At 37.0% G+C, this 25,018-nt stretch carries 21 protein-coding genes; 11 read left to right on the forward strand and 10 right to left on the reverse strand.

Annotated elements, in window-relative coordinates:
• Nucleotides 1-102 precede the first annotated feature (102 nt).
• From rodA to AR685_RS08215, 5 genes are read right to left on the reverse strand one after another with little or no spacing between them, the layout of a single operon-like run.
• Nucleotides 103-1,332, reverse strand: a complete 1,230-nt coding sequence (rodA, locus tag AR685_RS08195) for a rod shape-determining protein RodA (RefSeq protein WP_047443205.1) — start codon at nt 1,330-1,332, stop codon at nt 103-105.
• Nucleotides 1,329-3,356 carry a penicillin-binding transpeptidase domain-containing protein gene (locus AR685_RS08200; RefSeq protein ID WP_059124267.1) on the reverse strand — a complete coding sequence of 676 codons (2,028 nt, stop codon included), beginning with the start codon at nt 3,354-3,356 and terminating at the stop codon, nt 1,329-1,331. Before AR685_RS08200 ends, rodA begins: the two co-directional genes overlap by 4 nt.
• Nucleotides 3,353-3,859 (reverse strand): hypothetical protein, encoded by a 507-nt coding sequence (locus AR685_RS08205; RefSeq protein WP_047443207.1) that lies wholly within the window; start codon nt 3,857-3,859, stop codon nt 3,353-3,355. The genes AR685_RS08200 and AR685_RS08205 overlap by 4 nt, the downstream gene beginning before the upstream one ends.
• Complete coding sequence (gene mreC, locus AR685_RS08210; RefSeq protein ID WP_047443208.1) at nt 3,852-4,706, reverse strand: rod shape-determining protein MreC; 855 nt, start codon at nt 4,704-4,706, stop codon at nt 3,852-3,854. Before mreC ends, AR685_RS08205 begins: the two co-directional genes overlap by 8 nt.
• Before the next feature lie 26 nt (nt 4,707-4,732).
• Complete coding sequence (locus tag AR685_RS08215) at nt 4,733-5,758, reverse strand: rod shape-determining protein (protein ID WP_047443209.1); 1,026 nt, start codon at nt 5,756-5,758, stop codon at nt 4,733-4,735.
• 215 nt (nt 5,759-5,973) lie between these two features.
• On the opposite strand from AR685_RS08215, the gene hemA reads away from it, so the two are divergent.
• From hemA to hemE, 6 genes are all read left to right on the forward strand, one after another.
• The gene (gene hemA, locus AR685_RS08220; protein ID WP_047443210.1) at nt 5,974-7,248 is read left to right on the forward strand and encodes a glutamyl-tRNA reductase; all 1,275 of its coding nucleotides are present in this window, start codon (nt 5,974-5,976) and stop codon (nt 7,246-7,248) included.
• Nucleotides 7,235-8,143 (forward strand): hydroxymethylbilane synthase, encoded by a 909-nt coding sequence (gene hemC, locus AR685_RS08225; RefSeq protein ID WP_059124268.1) that lies wholly within the window; start codon nt 7,235-7,237, stop codon nt 8,141-8,143. The genes hemA and hemC overlap by 14 nt, the downstream gene beginning before the upstream one ends.
• 225 nt (nt 8,144-8,368) lie before the next feature.
• Nucleotides 8,369-8,950 (forward strand): DUF1287 domain-containing protein, encoded by a 582-nt coding sequence (locus AR685_RS08230; protein ID WP_047443212.1) that lies wholly within the window; start codon nt 8,369-8,371, stop codon nt 8,948-8,950.
• A gap of 5 nt (nt 8,951-8,955) precedes the next feature.
• Nucleotides 8,956-9,618, forward strand: coding sequence for an N-acetylmuramoyl-L-alanine amidase (locus AR685_RS08235; protein WP_047443700.1), 663 nt, complete (start codon nt 8,956-8,958; stop codon nt 9,616-9,618).
• Between the two features lie 68 nt (nt 9,619-9,686).
• Nucleotides 9,687-10,367 carry a uroporphyrinogen-III synthase gene (locus AR685_RS08240; RefSeq protein WP_059124269.1) on the forward strand — a complete coding sequence of 227 codons (681 nt, stop codon included), beginning with the start codon at nt 9,687-9,689 and terminating at the stop codon, nt 10,365-10,367.
• 45 nt (nt 10,368-10,412) lie between these two features.
• Nucleotides 10,413-11,444: a uroporphyrinogen decarboxylase gene (hemE, locus tag AR685_RS08245; RefSeq protein ID WP_059124546.1), complete on the forward strand. Its 1,032-nt coding sequence runs from the start codon at nt 10,413-10,415 to the stop codon at nt 11,442-11,444.
• A 117-nt stretch (nt 11,445-11,561) separates the two neighbouring features.
• On the opposite strand, the gene AR685_RS08250 is transcribed toward hemE, so the two are convergent.
• The 5 genes from AR685_RS08250 to AR685_RS08270 all read right to left on the reverse strand — a co-directional run bounded on the left by AR685_RS08250 (nt 11,562) and on the right by AR685_RS08270 (nt 17,444).
• Nucleotides 11,562-12,782 (reverse strand): cysteine desulfurase, encoded by a 1,221-nt coding sequence (locus tag AR685_RS08250; RefSeq protein ID WP_047443214.1) that lies wholly within the window; start codon nt 12,780-12,782, stop codon nt 11,562-11,564.
• Between the two features lie 163 nt (nt 12,783-12,945).
• Nucleotides 12,946-13,584, reverse strand: coding sequence for a 50S ribosomal protein L25/general stress protein Ctc (locus AR685_RS08255; protein WP_059124270.1), 639 nt, complete (start codon nt 13,582-13,584; stop codon nt 12,946-12,948).
• 55 nt (nt 13,585-13,639) lie between these two features.
• On the reverse strand, nt 13,640-14,578 hold the full coding sequence (locus AR685_RS08260; RefSeq protein WP_047443216.1) for a ribose-phosphate pyrophosphokinase: 939 nt from the start codon (nt 14,576-14,578) through the stop codon (nt 13,640-13,642).
• A gap of 85 nt (nt 14,579-14,663) precedes the next feature.
• Entirely contained in the window at nt 14,664-16,196 is a 1,533-nt protein-coding gene (locus AR685_RS08265) for a G-D-S-L family lipolytic protein (protein ID WP_047443217.1), read from the reverse strand.
• Between the two features lie 9 nt (nt 16,197-16,205).
• Nucleotides 16,206-17,444 (reverse strand): OmpP1/FadL family transporter, encoded by a 1,239-nt coding sequence (locus tag AR685_RS08270; protein ID WP_047443218.1) that lies wholly within the window; start codon nt 17,442-17,444, stop codon nt 16,206-16,208.
• Nucleotides 17,445-17,723: 279 nt separating this feature from the next.
• Between AR685_RS08270 and AR685_RS08275 the strand changes: the two genes are divergently transcribed.
• The 5 genes from AR685_RS08275 (at nt 17,724) to AR685_RS08295 (ending at nt 24,990) form a co-directional block, all read left to right on the forward strand.
• On the forward strand, nt 17,724-19,172 hold the full coding sequence (locus AR685_RS08275) for a stage 0 sporulation family protein (RefSeq protein WP_059124271.1): 1,449 nt from the start codon (nt 17,724-17,726) through the stop codon (nt 19,170-19,172).
• On the forward strand, nt 19,165-19,626 hold the full coding sequence (locus AR685_RS08280) for a gliding motility lipoprotein GldH (RefSeq protein ID WP_047443220.1): 462 nt from the start codon (nt 19,165-19,167) through the stop codon (nt 19,624-19,626). Before AR685_RS08275 ends, AR685_RS08280 begins: the two co-directional genes overlap by 8 nt.
• 6 nt (nt 19,627-19,632) lie before the next feature.
• The gene (locus AR685_RS08285) at nt 19,633-22,014 is read left to right on the forward strand and encodes a penicillin-binding protein 1A (protein ID WP_047443221.1); all 2,382 of its coding nucleotides are present in this window, start codon (nt 19,633-19,635) and stop codon (nt 22,012-22,014) included.
• A 75-nt stretch (nt 22,015-22,089) separates the two neighbouring features.
• Nucleotides 22,090-23,631 (forward strand): protein adenylyltransferase SelO, encoded by a 1,542-nt coding sequence (locus tag AR685_RS08290; protein WP_059124272.1) that lies wholly within the window; start codon nt 22,090-22,092, stop codon nt 23,629-23,631.
• A gap of 84 nt (nt 23,632-23,715) precedes the next feature.
• On the forward strand, nt 23,716-24,990 hold the full coding sequence (locus AR685_RS08295; protein ID WP_117584632.1) for a DUF6080 domain-containing protein: 1,275 nt from the start codon (nt 23,716-23,718) through the stop codon (nt 24,988-24,990).
• The last annotated feature ends 28 nt before the right edge of the window (nt 24,991-25,018 follow it).

Here is a 25,018-nt window from a genome sequence, read left to right on the forward strand (position 1 = left end):
TAATTAAAATTTTATCTTGCTGATTGAACAGATTTCATAGGTTTAAATTTGAAAAATATTCAGAATGAAAGTCAACTTCCATCATCCTTCCGACTCCCAGCCCTAAACCAAACTGTTTTTATCTGCGTAATTGAGTTTAAAGAAAATAAAAGTCATCATCGAGAAAGCTAGCAACGAGCTTCCACCATAACTAAAGTATGGCAACGGAATACCAACCGTCGGAAATAAGCCCATAACCATTCCTAAATTGATCGAAAAGTGCATCAAAAGGATCGAAGCAAATGAGTATCCGAAAACTCTGTTAAACGTTGATTTTTGTTTTTCCGCTAGATAATAAATTCGCCCGATATAAACCATGTATGAAAGAATCAAAATAGTGCTTCCAAAAAAGCCCCATTCTTCTCCCACCGTACAGAAAATATAATCGGTTTCCTGCTCTGGGACAAATTTCCCCTGAGTAACTGAACCTTCACGATAACCTTTGCCCCACATTCCACCGGAACCGATAGCTGTTTTTGAATAGAGTAAGTTATAACCCGACGTATCTCTGAACGCTTTCTCACCTTTATACAAAACCTCAATTCTTTCTCTCTGGTGTTTTGGCATTTTTTCTAAAACGTATGGAGTTGCAAATGCCAATCCGCATAAAAGAATTATAGAACCTGCGATACTGGAGATCGTAATAATATCCCAGCTCATTTTATAGTAATTCAGAAATATAAGAACTGAAGCAATCAACACAATGCCAATTACTACATAAATAGGATTCACAGCCAACGAAATTAAAAATACTGATGCAAAAATAAATCCTATTCCAAAAAGCCATCCACTTAAACCTTCCCTATATAAAGCAATGAAAAATGCTGTAAAAACCAATAAAGATCCTACATCAGGAATTGAAAGTACAACAGCCGCAGGAATTCCGACAATTGCTAAAGTCGTTAAAAGAGATTTTCTGTTTTTTAAGTTATATTCCGGTCCCGAGACGTAATTGGCGAGCATCAGCGCTACTCCAATTTTTCCAAATTCCACAGGCTGCATGGTAAAACTTCCGAATTTGTACCAGTTTTTCTGTCCTAGAATTTCAGTACCGAACACATGAAGACCAAGGAGAAGTAAAACTCCGCCAATGTAAATGATACCGGACATATTTTCGAAAAATTTGCTCCGGCTGAAAAATATAATTATTCCGACAAACAAAGAAATTCCAAAAAAAATCAATTGCTTCTTACCCAAACCTTCATCTACACTGTAAATATTAGCAATTGCAAAAATACAGAGCAAAAGATACAATCCAAGACCCAATTTGTCTATTCCTTCTGTCCACTTCATGGTTTCACGGTTTTTTTGGATTCAACTTTCTTTTTGGCTTGTAATCTTTCTTTTGCTTTTTTTATAAGGTTTAAGCTATCTTGTGTTTTTTTAAGCTTTACTGAATCCGTTTCCGGTTCTTTGTACAATCCTTTTCTTTTCAGATCGGCAATCCATTGTCTTTTATATTCGGGCATAAAGCTGGATGTAATCATTTTTTTGTAAAGATGTTCCCTTTTAAGATCTCCGGTGATATACTTCTCAGCAATTACTGTACAAGCGGGGCCCGCCCACGTTGCACCAAATCCGGCATGTTCCATTACAGCGACGACCACGATTTTTGGTTTATCGGCAGGAGCAATCAAAACAAATATAGAATTATCTTTTCCTTGGGGAACCTGTGCTGTACCTGTTTTTGCCAACTGGGTAAAGTCGCTTGACTTTAAACCTCTCGCAGTACCGTTTAAAACCACGGCTCCCATTCCTTTTAACACAGGACCAAAATGTTTAGGATCAACTAATGTTTTATGCTTTACTTTAAATCTCGGATCAGGGTTGGGCTTTCCATCAATTGATTTTACAACATGTGGCGTATAATACCAACCTCTGTTGGCAATCGCAGAGACATAATTGGCTAACTGAAGTGGTGTAACCATAACATCACCCTGCCCCATTCCGTTATAAATGGCACCGGTTGACATTTCATCCCAGTTTTTATAATTCTGTTTAGTTGAACCATTGGCTTTAATGATTGCTTTAAATCTTCTTTCGTAAAAATCTCCGGAAGGAATTCTACCTTTTGCACCTACAGCAAAATCATTATTTAAAAACTCTCCAACACCAAAGCTGCTCATTATTTTTTTCCACTCGTCGACACCTTTGGAAGGGTTTCCGGGATATTTTTTAATAATGGCAATAAAGGCATACGTGAAAAAACAGTTACTGGAAACCTGAATAGCAGGGATTAAAGGATCTGCTCCACCGTGACCTTTAATTCTTTTTCCTTTGTAATAAAAACCACCACCACAAGGAAAAATTGTGTTTTCATCCATCACACCCATCTGCATCGCCGCCAAAGCAGTCAACAATTTAAATGTGGAACCAGGAGGATATCCTGCCTGTAAAGACCTGTCAAATGTAGGTTTGTTTTCGTAAATTGTATCTTTTGAAAGTGCGTATAAATTCTTAGATTTATTCGGTCCTGTAAATAGGTTGGGATCAATATCCGGCCCTGTTGCCGCAACTAAAACTTCACCGTTATTAGGATCAATAGCAACGATCGCTCCATGCTTGTTGACCATCATTTCCTCCGCCATTCTCTGCAGGTCATAATCAATCGTTAAAGTAATATCTTTTCCTGTAATCACAGCACGGTCTAACGTACCGTTTTTATAAGGGCCAACATTTCGGAGTTTAATATCTTTCTGAATGTATTTGATTCCTTTAACCCCGCGAAGTTCTTTCTCGTAAGACTTTTCAATTCCCGCTTTTCCGATAAGGTCACCTGGAAGATAATACGTCGAATCTTTTTTGATTTCCCTGTCGTTCACTTCGCTTGTATATCCTAAAAGATTCCCGGAAGTAGAAACTTCGTACTGTCTTTGCGGACGCTGAACAATACTGAAAGCTGGATATTTAAATATAATCTCCTGAACTCTGGCAATTTCTTCCCTGCTCAAATCCTTAATAAAAGTCATTGGAGTCAGTTTCGAGTAATATTTTTCGCTCTTAATAAGTTTTATTCTCTTAATAAAATCACTCTTTTCAATTTTCATTAGATTACAGAATGCCAATGTATCAAAATCAGGTTTCATCAGAGCCTGAGTGAAAGAAACTTCATAAGCTGGCTGATTTCCCACCATGATTTTTCCATTCCTGTCAAAAATTACACCTCGCTGAGGTATGATGTATTCTGTTTTAATTGAAGTATTGGCAGCATTTAAGGCATATCGGTCTGTAAACAACTGTAAATAAGAAAGCCTTGCCACAAAAATGATGGCAAGTATGATAAGAACAGATAAGATTTTTATATGGCGTGTGTTCAAACTTTCTGTTTGATTTTAAATATTAAGGCGTAAACTATGATAAAGATAAAAGAAATCGCACTAGTTACCAACACATTAACCAATATTTCAAAGATTCTGCTGAATTTGAAAAACTCGACATACTGCACCAAAAGCTGGTGTAAAAATATGCTTGAAGAGAGAAACAGTAGAAATTGACTCCACTGCAGTGACTGAAATGAGAAGAAATCTGTAGAAGTATCTGTAGAAGTTCTGAAAATCAAAGTTCTGAAATATGCAATGACCGTGGTTGCCAAAGCATTGATTCCCCAAGAGTAAAGGAAGGCATCAATCGACAAACCAATTAAAAAACTTAGCGCTAAAAACTGAAATTTATTCCTAAAAAAAGGATAGAACATCACAAAAACCGGATATAGTACCGGTGTATATTTTCCGAAAAGCGTAATTCTGTTCAATACAAAAATCTGTAATGCAACCAGAAAAATCATGATCAAAAGATCAGTAAATAAGGTCCTGCTAATCATTTTCTTTTTTTATTACAGCCTGCATGGTATCGCTTATTTTCTGAACCTCAGCTTTCTTAAGGTTTTTCACAACAAAAACTTTATTCAGCGCGCCCATCTTTTCACTTAATTCAACAGAAATATCCCAGAAACCCGTTTGGTTATCCACTGAATATCCGGCAACCGTTCCAATCATAACACCTTTAGGGAAAATAGCTGATTTTCCGTCTGTTATAATTGTATCTCCAATTTTCAGTGAAACATATTTAGGTACATCAGACAGATGCATGACGCGTGAGTTGTCTCCTCTCCAGGTTAAAGTACCAAAATAACCAGATTTCTTCAATGCAGCGTTGATTCTTATTTTGTTCACACTCAGTACAGATTGTACCAGTGCATAGCTGTCGGTAGAATTGATTACGATTCCGGCAATTCCCTTTGGAGCCATGACACCCATTTGAGGAAGTACACCATCTCGCTTACCGCGGTTGATTGTAAAATAATTATTTCTTCGGTTGATGCTATTGAAAACAATTTCGCCATCTACGAATGTATAAATTTGCCCACCACCTAAAGTATCATGTACTTTTCGGAATATTGGGTTTTTAGCGCCCTGTTTTCCGTACAACTCAACCATTAACGCTTTGTTTTGGGCTACAAGACCTTCATTGGTCTGTTTTAGTTTAAGGTAAGAAACTCCCTCGTCAATATATCCTGAAACCCAAGAGTTGAAAGCAGCAGTCTGCCCGGAAAGCCAGGATCTCTGCATTGCGTTTTTAGAGAATATCAGAACGAGAGCAATAATTTGCAGGAAAATGAAGAATACAAATAGAGCATTCTTAGAAAATAATCTCAGCAAAAATCCCATTCAGATAAAGTCGTAAAAAGTTAAAATTATTTGATTAAGAAATTGAATTTATCCATATTCTTAAGTGCGATACCTGTTCCCCTTACAACAGCTCTCAAAGGATCTTCTGCAACAAATACAGGAAGACCAGTCTTTTTATGCAATCTGTCTGCAAGACCTCTTAGCAAAGCTCCACCACCTGCAAGATAAATACCTGTTTTATAAATATCAGCTGCCAATTCCGGAGGAGTAAGAGAAAGTGTCTCCATTACAGAATCTTCAATTCTGATGATTGATTTATCTAAAGCACGAGCAATCTCCTTGTACCCAACCATAATTTCTTTTGGCTTACCTGTGATCAAGTCTCTACCTTGTACTGGGATATCTTCGATATCTACATCAAGATCTTCAACAGCTGAACCTACCTCGATTTTCACTCTTTCAGCAGTTCTTTCTCCGATATATAAATTGTGATGCGTTCTCAAGAAATAAGCGATATCATTGGTAAATACGTCACCTGCAATTTTCACAGATTTATCACAAACAATACCACCTAAAGCAACAACAGCAATCTCTGTGGTTCCACCACCTATATCGATAATCATGTTTCCTTCAGGTTTCTGAACGTCGATACCAACTCCTATTGCAGCAGCCATTGGCTCATAAATCAAACGCACTTCTTTTGCGTTCACTTTCTGAGCAGAATCTCTTACCGCTCTTTTTTCAACCTCAGTAATTCCTGATGGAATACAGATAACAATTCTTAAAGCCGGCTGAATAAATCTTCCTTTGATCCCTGGAATTTTTTTGATAAATTCTTTGATCATATGCTCAGAAGCATGGAAATCTGCGATAACTCCGTCTTTTAATGGACGGATCGTTTTTATATCTTCATGGGTTTTACCCTGCATATGTTTTGCCTGTTCACCAACAGCAATCGGCCTCCCTGTAGAACGCTCAATTGCAACAATTGAAGGCTGGTCTATAACAATTTTATTATTATGGATAATAAGCGTGTTGGCGGTTCCAAGGTCTATCGCAATCTCTTGCGTAAACATATCGAATAAACTCATAATTTTCTCCTTGATTAAGGTTACAAAGATATAAATTTAAGACTACTAATGAGTAGCATAGTGAATATAATTTGGTTAAAATTTTATTAAAATTTTAATCTTTCATTTATCTTTTCATCTACTGTCTTTTAAATAATTTATTGCTTTTTACGATAATAATCATATACATTATCAGAAAGGCTTTAATTAAAAATTCCTTAAATTTGCGACTGATTATGATACAGTATTCCAATATACATCAGACGTCAAATTTCGCTGTGCTTTCAGTGAGTTATGAGAAGGCAGATGTAGAAACTAGAGGGAAATTTGCATTTTTTGACGAAAACATTAAAAACTTTGTCTCCCAAATTCACGATGAAGATTTAGGAGACGCTTTTGTGGTTTCCACCTGCAACAGAACTGAAATTTACACCACTTCCAGCAACTATCTTCTGGTGGCGGAAGAGTACTGTAAAACGATCGGCGTCAACCTTTCTGACTTCTTACCGTTTGCCAATATTTTAACAAAAGAAGAAGCACTGAACCATCTGTTCAGAGTGGCAGCCGGTTTGGAAAGTCAAATTATCGGTGATTTTGAAATCATTGGACAGATAAAAAAGGCTTATGCAAGATTCAAGAGAGAAAGACAAAACTCAAATCCTTACCTCGAACGTTCGATTAACTCGGCGATTCAGATTTCAAAAAGGATCAAAAACGAAACGGGAATTTCCAACGGAGCTGCTTCAGTTTCGTATGCGGCAGTTCACTATATTCTAAACAAGCAGAAAAGACTTACCGAGAAAAATATTTTACTTTTGGGAGTCGGTGAAATTGGACAAAACACGGTTGAAAATTTAGTAAAACATGTTTACGAGCCCAAAATAAAGATCGCCAACCGTACTCAGGAAACTGCAGTGAAAATTTCTGAAAAATATAATATCCCGAATATTGATTATGCTGAATTTGATAAAGAGATAGAAAATACAGATATCCTGATTGTTGCAACCGGCGCAAAAAAACCTATTATCAACAAGTCTCATTTCCAAAACGGAAGAGAAACCTTAGTGATTGACCTTTCAATTCCGCATAATGTCGATAAAAATGTTTCCGAACTTGACCATGTCACTTTGGTTGACGTTGATGCACTTTCAAAACAAATTCAGGAAACCATTCAGCAGAGAGAGAAAGAAATTCCAAAAGCCGAAAAAATCATCAAAGAAATGACCAGAGACTTTCTTGAATGGGAAAAAAAGAGAAAGCTGGCTCCCAATATCCATCATTTCAAAGCGGTGTTAAAAAACATGGAGCGCAACGAGATGCATAATTTCTACAGAAAAAATAAGTACATCAATATCAATGACATGGAGCTTTCTGAGAAAATGATTCAGAAAATCACCAACCGTTTTGCAAAATATATCATTGATAACCCTCTCAAAGCCGAAGAAATTAGTAAATTAATGCACGAAATATTAGTTGAACAACCCAATAACGAATTCAATGAAAAGCATTAGGATAGGAACCAGAAATTCGGCACTTGCCCTTTGGCAGGCCAGAGAAGTTGCCAGGCACTTACAGAACAACAATTACCTTACAGAGATTACTCCGATTGTTTCTTCGGGAGACAAGAATCTTAATCAGCCGCTTTATTCTTTAGGAATTACAGGCGTTTTTACAAGAGATCTTGATGTCGCTCTATTAAATGACGAAATTGATATAGCCGTACACTCTTTGAAAGATGTACCTACCCAACTTCCTCACAATATCGAAATCATTGCCCACCTTGAAAGAGATTTTCCACAGGATGTTTTGATCAGAAGAGAATCTGCGAAGGATAAAGAATTTCATGAATTGAAACTGGCGACCAGCAGTTTAAGAAGAAGAGCATTTTGGTTAAAACACTATCCGGACACTCAGTTTTTTGATATCAGAGGAAATATTCAGACGAGATTACAAAAACTGGAAGAACAGGATTTTGATGCAACCATTTTGTCTTTGGCCGGAATCAAAAGAATGAAAATGGACATCAATTACGAGATGCTACCGGTAATGATTCCTGCAGCTTCACAAGGGGTGATTGCTATTGCAGGACATTCTGACAAGAAAGAAATCAACGAAATTCTACAGTCAATCAATCACAAACAAACCCAAATCTGTGTAGAAATGGAAAGAAATTTCCTGAGCACGCTTGAAGGTGGATGTACCGCTCCAATTGGTGCCTTTGCTGAAAAAATAGGAAATCAAATCCGTTTCAAAGGAGCGCTTTGTTCCCTTGACGGAAAAAACTACATCGGTATCGACGAAAGTTTCGAATACAACGAAGAAGAAAATTTCGGTGAAAAATTCGCCAACATTGTATTAGAGAACGGCGGACGAGAATTGATGGCAGAGATTAAAAGTCAGTTATAAGATTCAAAAGTAAATTTTAAGTTTAAACTGTGCTTTTTCATTCTTTTACGATTAAGTTACCTATGTTGTTGAGACATTAGTACGGAAGTATCTAAAGATTCATTACGAAGTGTGAAGAATTCAGATGAATCTGAATCTTAACATTTCTTTATGTCTAAAGATTCTTAATGTTTAAATTAAATTTTTGAACTTTACAAAACTGTTTTAATCCAAAGTTTTAACTCGATGAAAAAGTACTTTTCGATACTCATTGTTCTGCTTTTTGTTTTTACCGCAAATGCACAAAATCAGTTTGCGCAAAAACTTTCCGATGCAGCCTTGGGTCTAACAAGAGACCAAGTTACTTATGACCCTGCTTATTTTACCATCAAATATCCAAACGGAGATGTTCCGGCAGACAAAGGTGTTTGTACCGATGTTGTGATCAGAGCGTACAGAAAATTGGGGATTGATTTGCAGAAAGAAGTACATGAAGATATGACGAAAAATTTTTCTAAATATCCTAAAAACTGGGGTTTGAAAAGGCCAGACAAGAACATCGACCACAGAAGAGTTCCTAATCTAAGGGTTTTCTTTGCTAAATTTGGGAAATCGAAATCGATTGACAATAATCCTGCACTCTATGCTCCCGGAGACGTTGTCACATGGCTGTTACCCGGAAATCTAACGCACATCGGAATTGTTGTGAATAAAAAATCTGCTGATGGAAAACGATACTTAATCGTTCACAATATTGGTGGTGGACAAGTTATCGAAGACTGTCTGTTCAAATTTACAATTACCGGACATTATCAATATTCTAAATAATGGTCATGAAGCAGCTGGTTTGTACTCTATTTTTATTGATTTTAAATTTTTCTTCTGCACAGAAAAGTGAATTCAAGGTGATTGATAAACCGATTAATTATTCTGCGGAAAGAATTCAACTCAGCTTAGAATATTTAAAAGAACATCACGGACTGACGCAAAAAACGCCAACAATTGTTCCGAAAATGATTGTTCTGCATTATACAGCAGGTGGAACGGTGGAAAGCAATCATCAATACTTCAATAAAACCCATCTTGAAAGCGCAAGAAATACTTTAAAAAAACAAAGTACACTCAACGTTTCTTCCCAATACATTGTCGACCGAGACGGAACAATTTATCAGCTGATGGAACCGAATATGTTTGCCAGGCACACCATTGGATTGAATTACTGCGCCATAGGCATCGAAAATATAGGAAGCAAAAAACAGCCGCTCACAGAAAAACAGGTTGCGGCAAACGCACATCTAATAAGATATTTAACTCAAAAATATAAAATCGAGTATTTAATCGGTCATTCGGAGTACGGAGTTTTCAGAAATTCTAAACTTTGGAAGGAGTCTGACCTGAAATATTTCACCGGAAAAGAAGATCCCGGCAAAGATTTTATGAGCAAAGTGAGAATTCAGGTCGCTGATTTAAAATTAAAAAATCAACCAAGTAATTAATCTGTTTTTTAAAACTGCGTAAACTTCGCATTAAAAATTAATTCTTGTTTAAATGTAAGATTTAAAAAATGAACATTCTATTGACCAAAAATATAGATTCAGATTTGCTTTCCAACGAATTGGGAAATGATATTTCGACTGAATGTGTTGAGGTCATTACAATAGAAAATCTACAGGTAGAAGCATTTGATTTAAAAAATTATTCCCTGATTTTCACAAGTTTAAATGGTGTAAAATCTTTTTTCAATAATGGTTTTAAACCCAATGAAGATTTCACATCAAGAAACTACAACAAAATCTACTGTGTCGGTGAGAAAACCAAAAGAGAACTTCGGAAAAACGGTTTTGGAAGCTTTAAAGTTTTAAAAAACGCCGAAATGCTTTCAAAATTCATCATCGACAATTGTGTTCACGAAAAATTCATTCACTTCTGTGGAAATCTGGCGATTGATGTTTTAGATAAAGAACTTCCGCTTCAAAATATAAGCTACAAAAAAGTTACGGTTTACAACACAGAAGAGCTGAATCCTGTAATACCTGAAAAATATCATGCAATAGTTTTTTTTAGCCCAAGCGGAGTTCGTAGTTTTGCGAAAAATAATTCTTTGGAAAATTCACTTCTCTTTTCAATAGGAGAAACTACTTCAAAAGAGTTAAGAAAACATACAAAAGCTGAGATTTTCACAAGTAAAAAAAATACTTTATCAAACCTGCTGTTGGTAATCAAAGATACCTTAAAGAATAATTAATTCCAATGCTATCAAGTGAAAGCCAACAACGTTCAACTAAAAGATATGATTAAAAACGACCTATATTTAAAAGCGCTTCGTGGCGAAACTGTAGAAAGACCACCGGTTTGGATGATGAGACAAGCTGGAAGATATTTACCGGAATTCATTGCGCTGCGTGACAAATACGACTTTTTCACAAGATGCCAAACTCCGGAACTGGCTTCTGAAATCACCGTTCAGCCCATCAGAAGATATCCTTTGGATGCTGCGATTTTATTTTCAGACATTTTGGTGGTTCCTCAAGCGATGGGAATTGATTTTAAAATGAAAGAAAACGTCGGTCCGTGGCTGGATAATCCTATCAGAACGATGGAAGATGTGCAGAATGTAATCGTTCCGGATGTGAATGACACTTTGGGTTACGTTTTTGATGCAATCGAATTGACTTTAATTAAATTAGACAACGAAATTCCATTAATTGGTTTTGCAGGTTCGCCTTGGACGCTTCTTTGCTACTGCGTGGAAGGAAAAGGAAGTAAGGCTTTTGATATCGCGAAATCTTTCTGTTTCCAGCAGCCGGAAGCTGCGCATTTGTTGCTTCAAAAAATTACCGACACTACAATTGCTTATTTAAAAAGAAAAGTAGAAAAAGGTGTTTCTGCGGTTCAGGTTTTCGATTCTTGGGGTGGAATGCTTTCTCCACAAGATTATCAGGAATTCTCTTGGCAATACATTAGTCAGATTGTTGAAGCTTTGGCTCCGTTGACGCACGTTGTCGTGTTCGGAAAAGGATGCTGGTTTGCATTGGAAGATATGACGATGGCGCCGGTTTCTGCTTTGGGTGTAGACTGGACGATCAAGCCGGAATTGGCAAGAACATTAACGAATCATACCATGACTTTGCAAGGAAATTTTGATCCTGCAAGATTACACTCAACTCCTGAAACCATTAAAAAAATGGTGAACGAAATGATTAACCGTTTCGGGAAAGACCGATATATCGCGAATTTAGGTCACGGGATTCTACCAAATATTCCTTTGGAAAATGCGGAAGCGTTTATCAGGGCAGTGGTAGACTGGAAACCAAATAATTAATGTAATAAATCTCCCGCAGATTTCACAGAGTAACACAGATTTAGCTAAAAGCCATAAAAATAAATCCCTTTCAACAAACAGCTGAAAGGGATTTTTATTTTAATTTAATCTGAAGAATTACGCCAGCATTCTATGTGCTTTTTTTACACCTTCTACCAAGAGATCAATTTCCTCAAAAGTATTATACACTGCAAAACTTGCTCTTACGGTTCCTGCAATATCGAAGAAATCCATAATCGGTTGGGTACAGTGATGGCCGGTTCGTACGGCAACCCCCATTTTATCGAGAATCATTCCGACATCTGAAGAAATTCCCATTCCAATAAGATTAAACGAAACAACTCCGGTTCTATTGGCATTCTCACCATACACTTTCAAGCCTTCAATTTCCAACAGATTTTTTTGTGCATATTCAAGCAATGCATTTTCATGATTCTGAATATTTTCGTGGCCGACCTTATTGATGAAATCTACAGCTGCACCTAAAGCGATATTTCCGCCTACGTTTGGAGTTCCTGCTTCATATTTAAAAGGTAAGCCCGCATACGTAGTCTGATCAAAAGAACAAACTGCAATCATCTCTCCTCCTCCGTGGAATGGTGGTAAATCTTCTAAAACCTCTTGTTTTCCGTACAGAATACCGGTTCCCATTGGAGCGTACATTTTGTGCCCGGAAAAGACAAAGAAATCGCAATCTAAAGCCTGAACATCAATTTTAAAATGCGGCGCAGACTGCGCACCATCAATAACAATATAAGCATTAGAGCTGGCTCTTGTTTTTTTAATGATCTCTTCAATTGGATTAACAATTCCCAAAGCATTGGAAACTTGATTTACAGAAACTACTTTTGTTTTTTCACTTAGAAACTGATCTAAATAATCCAACTGCAGAATTCCGTTTTCATCGATTGGGATCACACGAAGTTTAGCTCCTGTTCTTTCGCAAAGCAGCTGCCACGGAACGATATTCGAGTGATGCTCCAGGTAAGAGATAATAATCTCATCGTCTTTCTTTAATTTTGAAGTTAAAATATAGGAGATCAGATTGATACCTTCTGTTGTTCCTTTTGTAAAGATCACTTCAAAATCATTTTTAGCATTAATGAATTTCTGAATTTTTCTTCTTGAAAGTTCCATTTCCTCAGTTGCTAACTGGCTTAAAGTATGAATTCCTCGATGCACATTCGCATTAAGCTCTGTATAATATTGATTCCAAACCTCAAGAACTGAGTTGGGCTTCTGAGATGTTGCTGCATTATCTAAGTAAACCAATGGTTTACCGTTCACCTGCTGGTTTAATATAGAAAACTGACTTCTTATTTCTTGAATGTCAAACATTTATTATATTTTTTATTATTAAACGTTCTTAATTTAGAACAGGTCAAATTTACGACATTTTATCCAAAAGTCTGCCAGATTAATAGAGTGATAGATTTCATCCTGAAACAAAAAAAACCTGCCAAAAAAATGACAGGTTAATGTATTTAGGATAAGAAAAATCTTACTCTGCTGCTGCTTCTTCAGTTGCAGGAGCTTCTCCTTCAGTTGTAACTTCTTCTTCATCGTCATCATCTGCCATAGCACCTCCTTTAGCTGCATTTCTAGACATTTTAACAGCTACTACCACTGCATTATCTGGATGCACGAAAGAATACCCTTCAGCTTTGATAGTTCCAACATAAAGTTTGTTACCAATTTTAAGAGAAGTAATATCAACTACGATCTCGTCTGGTAAGTTTGCAGGAATAGCTTTTACTCTCAATTTTCTGAAAGACTGACGTAAAACACCACCAGCTACAACACCTTTAGAACGACCTGTTAATCTTACAGGAACTTCCATAATTACCGGCTTATCGTCAGATAATCTGTAGAAATCTGCATGAATAATTTTGTCTGTGATTGGGTGGAACTGAATATCCTGAAGAACTGCAGGAATTACCTGTCCGTCAACTTCAATAGATACCGTGTGTGCTTCAGGAGTATACACTAAACCTTTGAACGCTTTCTCCAATGCAGAGAAGTTCAATGGCTCGCCACCTCCGTAAACAACACAAGGAACTAATTCAGCATCACGTAAAGCTTTTGTCGACTTTTTGCCCACGCTTTCTCTTTTTGTACCTTGAATTGTAATAGATTTCATTTATAAAAATTTAAAAAATTGTTTTGTTTTTAATTCGCAACCGTTTAATTATCAATTAGATAACAAACTTACTGCTAATTGATTGATGCTCGTGCACCATCTTCATAACATCAGCAAATAATGGGGCGCAAGATAGCACTTTTATTTTAGATGACAAATTAGTTTTCACAGGAATTGAGTCAGTTACAATCACTTCCAATAATTGAGAGTTCTCAATATTCTCATAAGCCTTTCCTGAAAGCACTCCGTGAGTCGCCATTGCTCTTACAGATTTTGCTCCTTTTTCCATTAAGATCCCGGCAGCTTTACAAAGTGTTCCGGCGGTATCAATCATATCATCAATAAGGATTACATTTTTACCTTCCACATCCCCGATCAGGAACATTTCTTCGATTACGTTTGCTTTTTTTCTTTCTTTGTAAGCAATTACCACGTCTGCTCCTAAGTGACCTGCGTAGTTTTTCGCTCTCTTAGCTCCACCCATATCCGGAGACGCGATGGTCAAATTATCAAGATTCATGTCTCTGATGTAATCTACAAATATGGTAGATGCATACAGGTGATCAACAGGAATTTCAAAGAATCCTTGAATTTGGTCTGCGTGCAGATCCATCGTCATGATTCTAGTTGCTCCGGCAGCAGTTAAAAGATTTGCGACCAATTTAGCTCCGATAGGTGCTCTTGGCTTGTCTTTTCTGTCTTGTCTTGCCAACCCGAAATATGGAAGTACTACAGTGATGCTCTTTGCAGAAGCTCTCTTTGCTGCATCAATCATTAAAAGAAGTTCTAAAAGATTGTCTGCCGGCGGAAATGTAGAAGCAATTAGGAAAACCCTTCCTCCTCGCACAGATTCGTCTAGCACAGGCTCAAATTCACCATCGCTGAATTCCTGAATGATGATTTTCCCTAATTCTTTCCCATAATGATGGGCAATTTTTTCTGCTAGCTCCTTACTAGTTCTTGTCGAAAATAGATAACTTTGTTGCTCGGCCATTTTTACTTTTTAAAAGATTTTGCAAATTTAAAAAAAAACCACAAGAATTACTCTTGTGGTTTCTATTTTTTATTTTTCTAAATAATTAAGGAAACTTAACTCCCGAATATTTATTGACATCTACCTGTGGTAAAGTTGATTTATATTTTAAATTAATCGCCTTAATAAATTCATTTGCGACAATTGCATATCCTCTTCCGGTAAGATGTACGCCATCTAAGGAGAATGTACCGCCTGTCACAAATTTAGCAGTATATTTTACTCCGTCAAATGAAATTCCTGACTGTCCGTTCAGATCAACCATTTTTTTATTTGCATCCACAAATGCCAAACCGTAAGTATCCGCCAGCGTTCTGATCGAAGCATTATAAGCATCAACCGCAGTTTTTACCGATGTAGCTTCTGTTTTAGTCAATACATGTTGATTTTGCAAAGGATATGAAATTCCATAAACATTGATTGCAGCTGGAGCTCCCGGAGCAGTAGTTCCTATAACACCTCTTGTCGTGAGAAGAATATAATCATCAACTGTCGTCTGTCTTGCCTGACCATAAATCTGTCCAAAAACAGTAGCTGTTGGAAGTCCTAAAGCCGGCGTAAGCGCTAGCGTTAACTGTGCACTAAGATCAGTAAGAGAAGCATCTTTAATTAAAACAGGATTCGGATTAGTAGCAGAAAGCAAATTAATTCTTGTTCCTGCACCTAAAGCTGTTAAAGCTTGCTTAAGCGGTCCGTACAAACTCGTATTTAAAGCTGTTAAATTCGTTCCTAAAGCTGCCGGTGTAAGTGGATTGTAAGGAACTGTTGTGAAATAAGGAATCGATGTAACATAAGGAATGTTTGCAATGACCCCCTTTGTAGCTCCTCCAGCTTTTAATTTATCAAGACCGGCTTTGATTGCCCCTGCAACTACATTCGGATCTGAAATATCATTAGCCCCATACGTAGCAGGATTAATATTCCCAGTTTGGTTTACTCCCATTCCACCACTTGTAGCATAACTTAGAACATCATTATTACCGATCCAGTAAGAAAAGAAAGTCGGTTTTTTTAACACGGCATCATCAACAACACTTGAAGTTGTACTTGTAGAAAATCTTACATAGTAAGGATTTGCCGTTCCTGCAAGAACTCCAGCTATATTACCATAACCCGGCGCAACCAAATGAAATGATTTAGCTCCGGGAACACCGAAGTTATTCAGAGCTCCTGTTACCTTATTAGCAATATTTGTTGTAGGTGCTCCTGCAACATTTGTGATGTTTGGAGAACCGTTTACAAAAGACTGAATGTACAATTTTGTTCCCTGAATAGGAGTTGTACCAAGAAGTAATCCTCCATTATTGTCGGCCATCATAGGTTGTACGAAACTTCCACCACCGGCTAGTCTCATTTGACCTGCGACAATATTTGGATAAGATTCATTTTGTCCGTCAATGTATAATGCATTATCTCTATACCCAGAAGTTAATGAATTCCCAAGAGAAACATAGTTTGAAAAATCTGCCTCACCTTTTGTTATGGCAATATCTTTAACGTCTGTATCAAAATCTGTTTCGCAGCTTGATGTAAAGAAAAGCGCAGAAACAGCAAGTGTAGATATTATTATTTTTTTCATAATTTCAAATTAAAAAGGGTTGTAAGATAAACCTAGACCAAAATAGAACGCTTTTGCCTTCGCCTGACCGTAGAAACCAAGATAATCGTTTTTCACGTCTCTGCTTTGCGGCATTACATATCCACCAGCAACATCAACTCCGAATTGTTTAAATTTAAATCCTAAACCACCGGTCAATACAAAAGAATCGAAAGAAGGCGTCTCAGGAATAAAGTTCTCGTCAGAATAAGGAGATTCATCATAGTATGCACCTAAACGCCCGAAAACCATACTGTTAAACATATATTGTGTTCCCAATCTAAATGTTTTTGAATTCTTAAAGTTTTTAGGAGAAACCAATATTGTTGGATCTGGCTGATTTCCGATAGGAGCATTGGCAAAGTCTAAAGTCAGTCTGCTGTATCTTTCCCAACCGTGATAATTAAAATCTGCTGAAATCAACCATTTTGGAGTGACCTTGTACGTCATACCAATTGTGTATTCTTCAACCAACGGTAAAGTTGCAGTAAAACCATCCTGTCCGGCACTGTTTAATCCCAACAATCCATTAACGGTATTTTGTGCAGGAACCGTGAATGTAGCAGTTCCCTTTTTTGCTTTCATATCAACAGGTGAACGGTAAGCAATACTCATGTCAAACTTTGGATCCGGTCTGAAATAGAAGCCGAAACCAAAACCATGACCGCTTGCTTTTTCATCTTTAATATTAACAGTTCCACCAAACTGAGTCACCGCTTTATCCCAGTTTACCTGTCCTTTAGCATAAATATAGCTTGCTCCGAACGACAACCAGTCTGCCATTTTTACAGAAACCATCGGCTGAAAGTAAAAACTTTTCAATTCAAGCTTCTGAACCATTTCTCTACCTTCCCAATCGTAAGGATATTGAATCGTACTTCCAAAAGGCGTTGTAAAACTAAAACCGATAGATAACTTATCGATTGGCTTGTACGCAATCGCAGCATAAATCGGGGTACCCATAGGATTATCCGTTTCTGTACTTTGCAAAGTATTTAAATTTTGAAAAGTAACTTTATTACTCGCTCCAAAACCTCCTGCAACAATACTTAGTTTAGAAGGAATGAATGACATACCTGCAGGATTAAAGAATGCAACACTCGCATCTTCAGCATGAGCACTGGTGTGCGCCATCGCTAATTGTTTTACCCCTTGCAGTGAAACTCTGAAGCCCCCAGCATAAGATAGAACCCCAGCCAATAAAGCAGTTGATACTAATATTTTTTTCATAGACATTTATTATATATTCCAAATATAAAATTATTTTGACTATGCTTGTTAAATAATCTTAATATTTTAAACAAAGTCGCAAAAGAAAATTATGTTTAAAATAATACTTTAACCAGACAAGCTACTAAGTACCTACATGTAAATGCGTTACAAGATGCATAATAACAGATTTCTTTTCATGTTTAAGATTAAACATTTTACCAAATAAAGATTTAGTATTTTTGGAATCGTGTAAAGATAAAAATCAATAAATTTGCAAGATTAAATAAATTATAATATATGAGTTGTGGATGCAAAACATCCGGCGATTCTGCACATTCTTGCGGAACGAAATCCGCGAATGGCTGTGAAAGTGTAAATACCTGTGGTAATAGTTATAAATTAAGTGTTTTCGATTGGTTATCTAACGTACAAAACCCCGCATCTAACCGATGTGATTTTGTGGAAGTTAGGTTTAAAAATGACAGAAAATCATTTTATAAAAATGTAAACAATATCCCTTTACATATAGGTAGCGTAGTAACAGTAGAATCTAGCCCCGGACACGATGTAGGAGTGGTAAGTCTCTCAGGAGAATTGGTAAAAATTCAGATGAAAAAGAAAAGATTTTCAACTGAAGACCCACTTAAAATATACAGACTGGCTAACCAAAAAGACATCGAAGTCTGGCAGGAAGCAAGAAAAAAAGAAGAAACCGTAAAGGTGGACGCCCGAAAAATATCTCACCGATTAGGTCTCGAAATGAAGATCACCGATGTGGAATACCAAGGCGACGGATCGAAAGTTACTTTCTATTATACGGCAGATAACCGTGTCGATTTTAGAATGCTGATTAAAGAGTTTGCTGGAACTTTCAGAACCAAAATCGACATGAAACAGATTGGTTTCAGACAGGAAGCCGCAAAAATCGGTGGAATTGGTTCTTGTGGTAGAGAACTGTGTTGCTCGACTTGGCTGACAGATTTCAGATCGGTCAACACCAACGTGGCAAGATATCAGCAGTTAAGTATCAATCCTCAAAAATTGGCCGGACAGTGCGGGAAGCTGAAATGTTGTTTAAATTACGAATTAGACAGTTATCTGGATGCTCTAAGCCACTTTCCGTCTTCATCTACGATGTTGGATACTGAAAAAGGAAGAGCTTTCTGCATAAAAATCGACGTTTTCAAAAAGAAAATGTGGTTTGCCTACGTTGACAGTTCAATGGCTTGGTACGATTTCGATATAGATTTGGTTAAAAAACTGATTGCCCAAAACAAAAAAGGCGAAAGAATACTTCCGCTTGACGAGTTAAAAGTACCTGATATTGCCTTACCAAGTGTGGATCTTATTCAGGAAAACAGTGTTGACAGATTTGAGAAGAAAAGCAGAGGTGGTTTCAACAAAAACAGAAATCAGAACCAAAATTCTAATCAGAACAGACCGAATAACAATCAAGGTCCAAGAAAAGACCGCCCTGAAAGGAATGACAGAAGTGACAGACCTCAAAAAGCGGAAAGACCTGCTTCGGAAAGGCCGGCAAATTCTGACAGACCGAGAAATACAAACCCAAACGCAAAACCTAATCAGAACCCAAACCAAAGACCGCCAAAGCCTCAACAGTCGCAGCAGCCAAAGGTTCAGTTAGAAAAAGCAGAGGTTAATGTAAATGCTGAACAGAAACCACAACAGCCTCCAAAAAAGAAATTTAAAAAGAAATTTCCGCCAAAAAAAGATAACAATGCATAAAGTTTTAGGGGTATTATTGCTTGTTTTTTTAGTAGGATGCAGCACTTCAGGCGAAGATGTCATCATGAATCCTATTGATAATAAATGGAGTAAGAAAACCGAACAGAAATTTAAACTCGAAATTACAGATCCGCAAAATCCTAAAAATATTATATTTGTAGTAAGGAATAATAACGAATATCCGTACAGCAACATTAGATTTATTGTTAATTTTAAAAACCCGAAAAGCAAAATCGCTCAGGTTGACACCTTGAATTATATTTTGGCAAAACCAAACGGCGAATGGCTGGGAACAGGATTTGGAGAAACAAAGGAGACTTTATTTCAGTACAGAACAAATTATAAATTTCCGGAAAAAGGAACCTATGATATTGGGATAACTCAAGCGATGAGAAATGACAACCTTCCGGGGATTGAAGACTTAGGTATAAAAGTAGAAACGGCTAAACCGTAATTATACATGGAAGAAAACAAACAAAATACAGGAAATAGAGGGAAAACCTTCCCTCTTCCTCCTAAAAAAAATGGTAAAAGTACTGCTTGGAAAAGGTGGGTCAAATTCATTTGGATTGGCTTTATTGCAGTAGTTTTAGGAATTTCAGGACTTTTCTTTGCAGTATCCCAGGGTTTTCTTGGAGACATGCCGGATGTAAAAGAACTAGAAAATCCGGATATTTATGCCGCATCTGAAATTATCTCTTCGGACGGAGTGGTTTTAGGTAAATTTGAAAAAGAAAAAACCAAACCCATCACATATCAAAACCTTCCTCCTCATCTTATTTATGCTCTTTACGCAAAAGAAGATGAGCGTTTTAAAGAACATTCTGGGGTAGATTTACAATCTGTTGCCAGAGCGGTAGTTTATGGTGGTTCTAGAGGTGGTGGTTCTACGATTACTCAGCAGCTTGCCAAGTTATTATTTACAGGAGGCGCATCTCAAAATAAAATCCAGAGAGCTTTCCAAAAACTTAAAGAGTGGGTCGTAGCGGTAAGTCTTGAAAAAAGATATACTAAGGAAGAAATTATTACGCTTTACTTTAATAAGTTCACATTCGGAAACAATGCCAGTGGAATTGAAATGGCATCCAAGATATATTTCAATAAGAGCACAGCAGAATTAACTTTACCAGAATCTGCAATGTTTGTAGCAATGCTTGAAGCGCCTACAGCAAATAATCCGTTAAGACATCCTGAGAGAGCAAAAGAAAGACGAAATGTTGTACTTGACCAAATGCTTAAAACCCAGTACATCGATCAGGCTACCTATGAAAAAGCTGCTGCATCTGAAATTAGATTAGATTATCATCCTATTAAAGATGTCACAGAAGGATATTCTGCCTATTTTAAATCATATTTGAAAAAAGAAATAGACAAATATCTTGAGGATTATGAAAAAGAAAAAGGGAAGCAACTTAACCTATATAAAGATGGGTTAAAAATTTACGTAACTCTTGATTCAAAAATGCAGCAGTATGCTGAAGAGTCTATCAAGGAACACTTGACAGACCTTCAGAAGAGATTTGATGCAGAGCAGAGAGGAAGAAAAAACAGACCTTTCTATTATCTTAATGACAAACAGGCTAATGCTGTGATGATGCAGGCCGTGAGAAGAACCGGCCGTTATAAGCAACTTACCGCAAATAACGTTCCTGAAGATTCTATTATGATGGAGTTTCATAAACCTATAAAAATGTCTCGCTTTACATGGTCTGGAGAAGAGGAGGTTGAAATGTCTCCTTGGGATTCTATCAGATGGCACAAGCAGATCGCACAGGCTGGATTAATGTCTGTAGCTCCTGGAACTGGCGAAATAAAAGCCTGGGTTGGTGGTATCGACTGGCAGCATTTCCAATATGATCACATCAAGCAGGGGAAAAGACAGGTAGGATCTACTTTTAAACCATTTGTTTACGCTACGGCAATTATGAAATTAGGCTTAACACCTTGTTCTACCATATCCAACGCAAGCTTCAACAAAGGAACTTATCATGTTCCGGGAAGAGGAGGAATGCTTACTTTGAAAGATGCATTGGCGCAATCACAAAACCCTGTGGCATTAAGACTTGCTGAAATGACAGGTACTCAAAGTGTTATTCAGACTGCTCGAGACTTAGGCGTTACACAGGAAATCTCTACGAGCTTACCAATGGCTTTGGGATCATCAGATATTACCATTTACGAAATGGTGGGTGCTTACAGTACATTTGCCAACTACGGAAACTACAATAAGCCGGAAATGATCTGGAGAATTGAAGATGCCAACGGTAGAGTAATAAAAGAAGTAAATGCAGAACCTAAAGAAGTAATGAACCCTAATTATGCATACACCATGATCGAATTGATGAAAGGTGTCGCACAGTTTGGTACAGCTTCCGGTGAATTGGGAAGAAAGGGAATTTCTAAAGATGTGGAGATTGCCGGTAAGACAGGTACAACTCAGAATAACTCAGACGGCTGGTTTATGGGAATCACTCCAAAACTAGCAACCGGAGCATGGGTTGGCTGGGAAGACAGAGCAACTCACTTCTTAGGAACCGGTGAAGGTCAGGGTGCCAGAATGGCTTTACCGATCTGGGCAATTTACATGAAAAAAGTCTGGGCAGATAAGTCGCTTAAGATTTCTACAGACGATAAATTTGTAAAACCAGGTGACTGGAAAGATGGCTGTAGCAATCTTCAAGGACTCGGAGGTGGTTATGGTGATGATGGTGGTTTACAGACCATCGATCAGATCAAAAACCCTAGACCTGCTGATCCTACACCCAAAAATAACGCAGGAAAAAAGGACGAAAACGTCAACGAAAACCTGAATACCGGTGAAGATATAGATTTTAACAAATAAAATTTTAATAATTATCATAAGACCTTTCAATCGCTGAAAGGTCTTTTTTTGTCCCTGTTTTAATATCTTTGGGTCATGAATCTTAAGAATATCAAACAACCTTTTTTGGAGATTTTTCCAGGAGATTTTTCCAAAAATCCAATTCAGAGAAATACCCCTAAAATTTTATTTTCAACCATAGACCCTGTAGGATTTGATGATCCGAAGCTGATTATTTTTAACCAAAAACTTTCAGAAGAAATAGGTCTTGGTAAGTACAATGATAATGATCTTGATTTTCTTGTCGGAAACCATTTACCTGAAAATATAAAAACCTACGCAACAGCTTACGCCGGACATCAGTTTGGAAACTGGGCAGGACAATTGGGTGACGGAAGAGCAATTATTGCCGGAGAAATACAAAATACCGAAGGACAGAAAACGGAGATTCAATGGAAAGGTGCAGGAGCAACACCCTATTCCAGACACGCAGATGGAAGAGCGGTTTTGAGATCTTCAGTAAGAGAATATCTGATGAGCGAAGCCATGTATTATCTAGGAATTCCAACAACCAGAGGTTTAAGCTTGAGTTTCACAGGTGAAAATGTAGTGCGTGACATCATGTACAGCGGAAATCCGGAGGTAGAAAAAGGAGCTGTTGTGGTAAGAACCGCTGAAAGCTTTTTACGTTTTGGGCATTTTGAACTGATGTCTGCACAAAAGGAAATTGATACTTTAAAGAAATTGGCAGATTATACTATTAAAAATTACTTCCCTGAAATTATATCCGAAGGCCAACAAAAATACAAAGACTTTTTTCAGTCGGTATGTACCAAAACTGCCGATCTCATGGTTGACTGGTTCAGAGTTGGTTTTGTACACGGTGTGATGAATACCGATAATATGTCAATTTTGGGTTTAACAATTGATTACGGCCCATTTTCTATGATGGACGGATATGATCTCAATTTCACTCCAAACACTACAGATTTGCCTGGAAGAAGATATGCTTTTGGCAAGCAGGGACAAATATCTCAGTGGAATCTTTGGCAACTTGCCAATGCCCTTTTTGCATTAATTAAAGATGAAAAATTTCTGGAAGACACTTTGAATTCTTACGGAACTTATTTTTGGAAAGCGCATGATGAGATGCTTTGCAGGAAATTCGGGTTTGATGAACTAAAAAATAATGACGAAGAGTTTTTCACCAATTGGCAGGGGCTGATGCAGGAACTTGAACTCGATTACACCTTATTTTTTAATTTGTTGGAAAAAATTGATTCTGTTTCTGATGTTAAAACAGAATTTCAAAAAATATCCTACACAATTTTAGAAGAAACCAAACTTAGAAAAACTGAAGACTTCCTCAAACAATACCAACTGCGTCTGAAAAACAATACATTTTCGAGGGAGGAATCTATATCTTTAATGAAGAAAACTAACCCCAAATTTCTTTTGAGGAACTACCTTTTATTTGAGTGCATTGAGGAAATTAACGAAGGGAAAACAGAAATGTTGAACAAATTAACCAAGGCTTTAGAAAATCCTTATGAAGAAATTTATCCTGAATTTTCAGTCAAGCGACCTTCAAATTACGATGACATTTCGGGCTGTTCAATGCTTTCCTGCAGTTCTTAAACCGGTAAGAAAATCATAGAATTAAATATAAAACTCATCTTAATTGGTGAGTTTTTTACTTTATTTTTGCACAAAATTAAAACGGTGTCTATCAAATCAAAATTTTTAAACTTTTTTAAAATTGTTTTCCCTGCCACGCTTGTAGAATTGGGAATTTTCATCTTCTTTTTATCTGCTTATGGAATTCTGGGTTCTTACATTGCAATCCACTACAGAATCATTTTCGACAGCAGAATTCCCTGGGATGCATACTTTAGTTTTGACAACAAAGCCATCGTGATGACCGGCGGAAGTTTTGAAAGACACCCGCTCTCCTACTACTTTTTCAACTGGATGCGCGATTCTGTTTTACTCTTCACTAATGGAAAAACAGATCAGAATTTCAGACTGATTCTCGCTTGGCTAAGCAATTTCACCATTAGTTTAAGTCTAATTCAAGTGTTCAAATATTTAAAAAACATCATCAGACTTCCACTGCTTATCAGTGTTCTGATTGTCTTCTTTTTTAGTTTATTTTCAACAAATATTCTTCTTTCGTTCACTCCAGAAACCTACACTTACACCTTGTTGCTTTTGGTTTTGTTTAATTATTACACAGCGATAAAGTTTCAAAAAGATGGCAAAATAGCTGGTTCTGCGTTGGTTCTTGCAGGAGTAACCATTGGTGGACTTACGGTGACGAATATTGTGAAAATTTTCATACCGGTAATTTTCGAAAAAGGGTTGTTTAAAAGCTGGAAAAAATTTGGAAATGCAGCATTTAGAGTGGTACTTGCTGTAGGAGTTTTTGTTCTTTTGTATCTCAACAGAATCAATTTCAAATATCAGAACATCCTTTCAAAATCTGGCGAACAGTACGAAAAGTTCTCTAATGTGAAGTCGACTCCGATCTGGGATATGATCTACTCATACTTTTTTGGTGGAAACATTCTTTTTCCGAGCTTTTTCATTCGTGAAAAACATAATATGAAAGGTTTTTATTTCAAAGCGATCTTTATGGAAACCTATTCTACAGCTTTTACCTATATTTTTATTGCGCTGACGCTAGGAATTCTTTTGTGGAGTTATGGTAAGAATTTCAAGAATAAATTGGTTCAGATCATCATGCTTTCTTTTCTGGTAGACATTGTCATTCACTGCATCTTCAGATTTGGCCTACATACCTCATACATCTATGGCGGGCACTTTATTTTTGTCTATCCTTTACTTTTGGGCTGGTTATTCTCTGCATATCATAATTCACCAAAAACACTTTCGTTTCTTACTACAACAACAGGTATTTTGACTGTCTATTTATTGCTCAACAATTACCATAGAATGATAGATTTTTTTGAATTTCTGAACAGATATTACGCATAAAAAAAGGGCTGAGAAAATTAATTTTCTC

Origin of the sequence: Chryseobacterium sp. JAH (genome assembly GCF_001507335.1) — a bacterium.
Classification (GTDB): Bacteria; Bacteroidota; Bacteroidia; order Flavobacteriales; family Weeksellaceae; genus Chryseobacterium.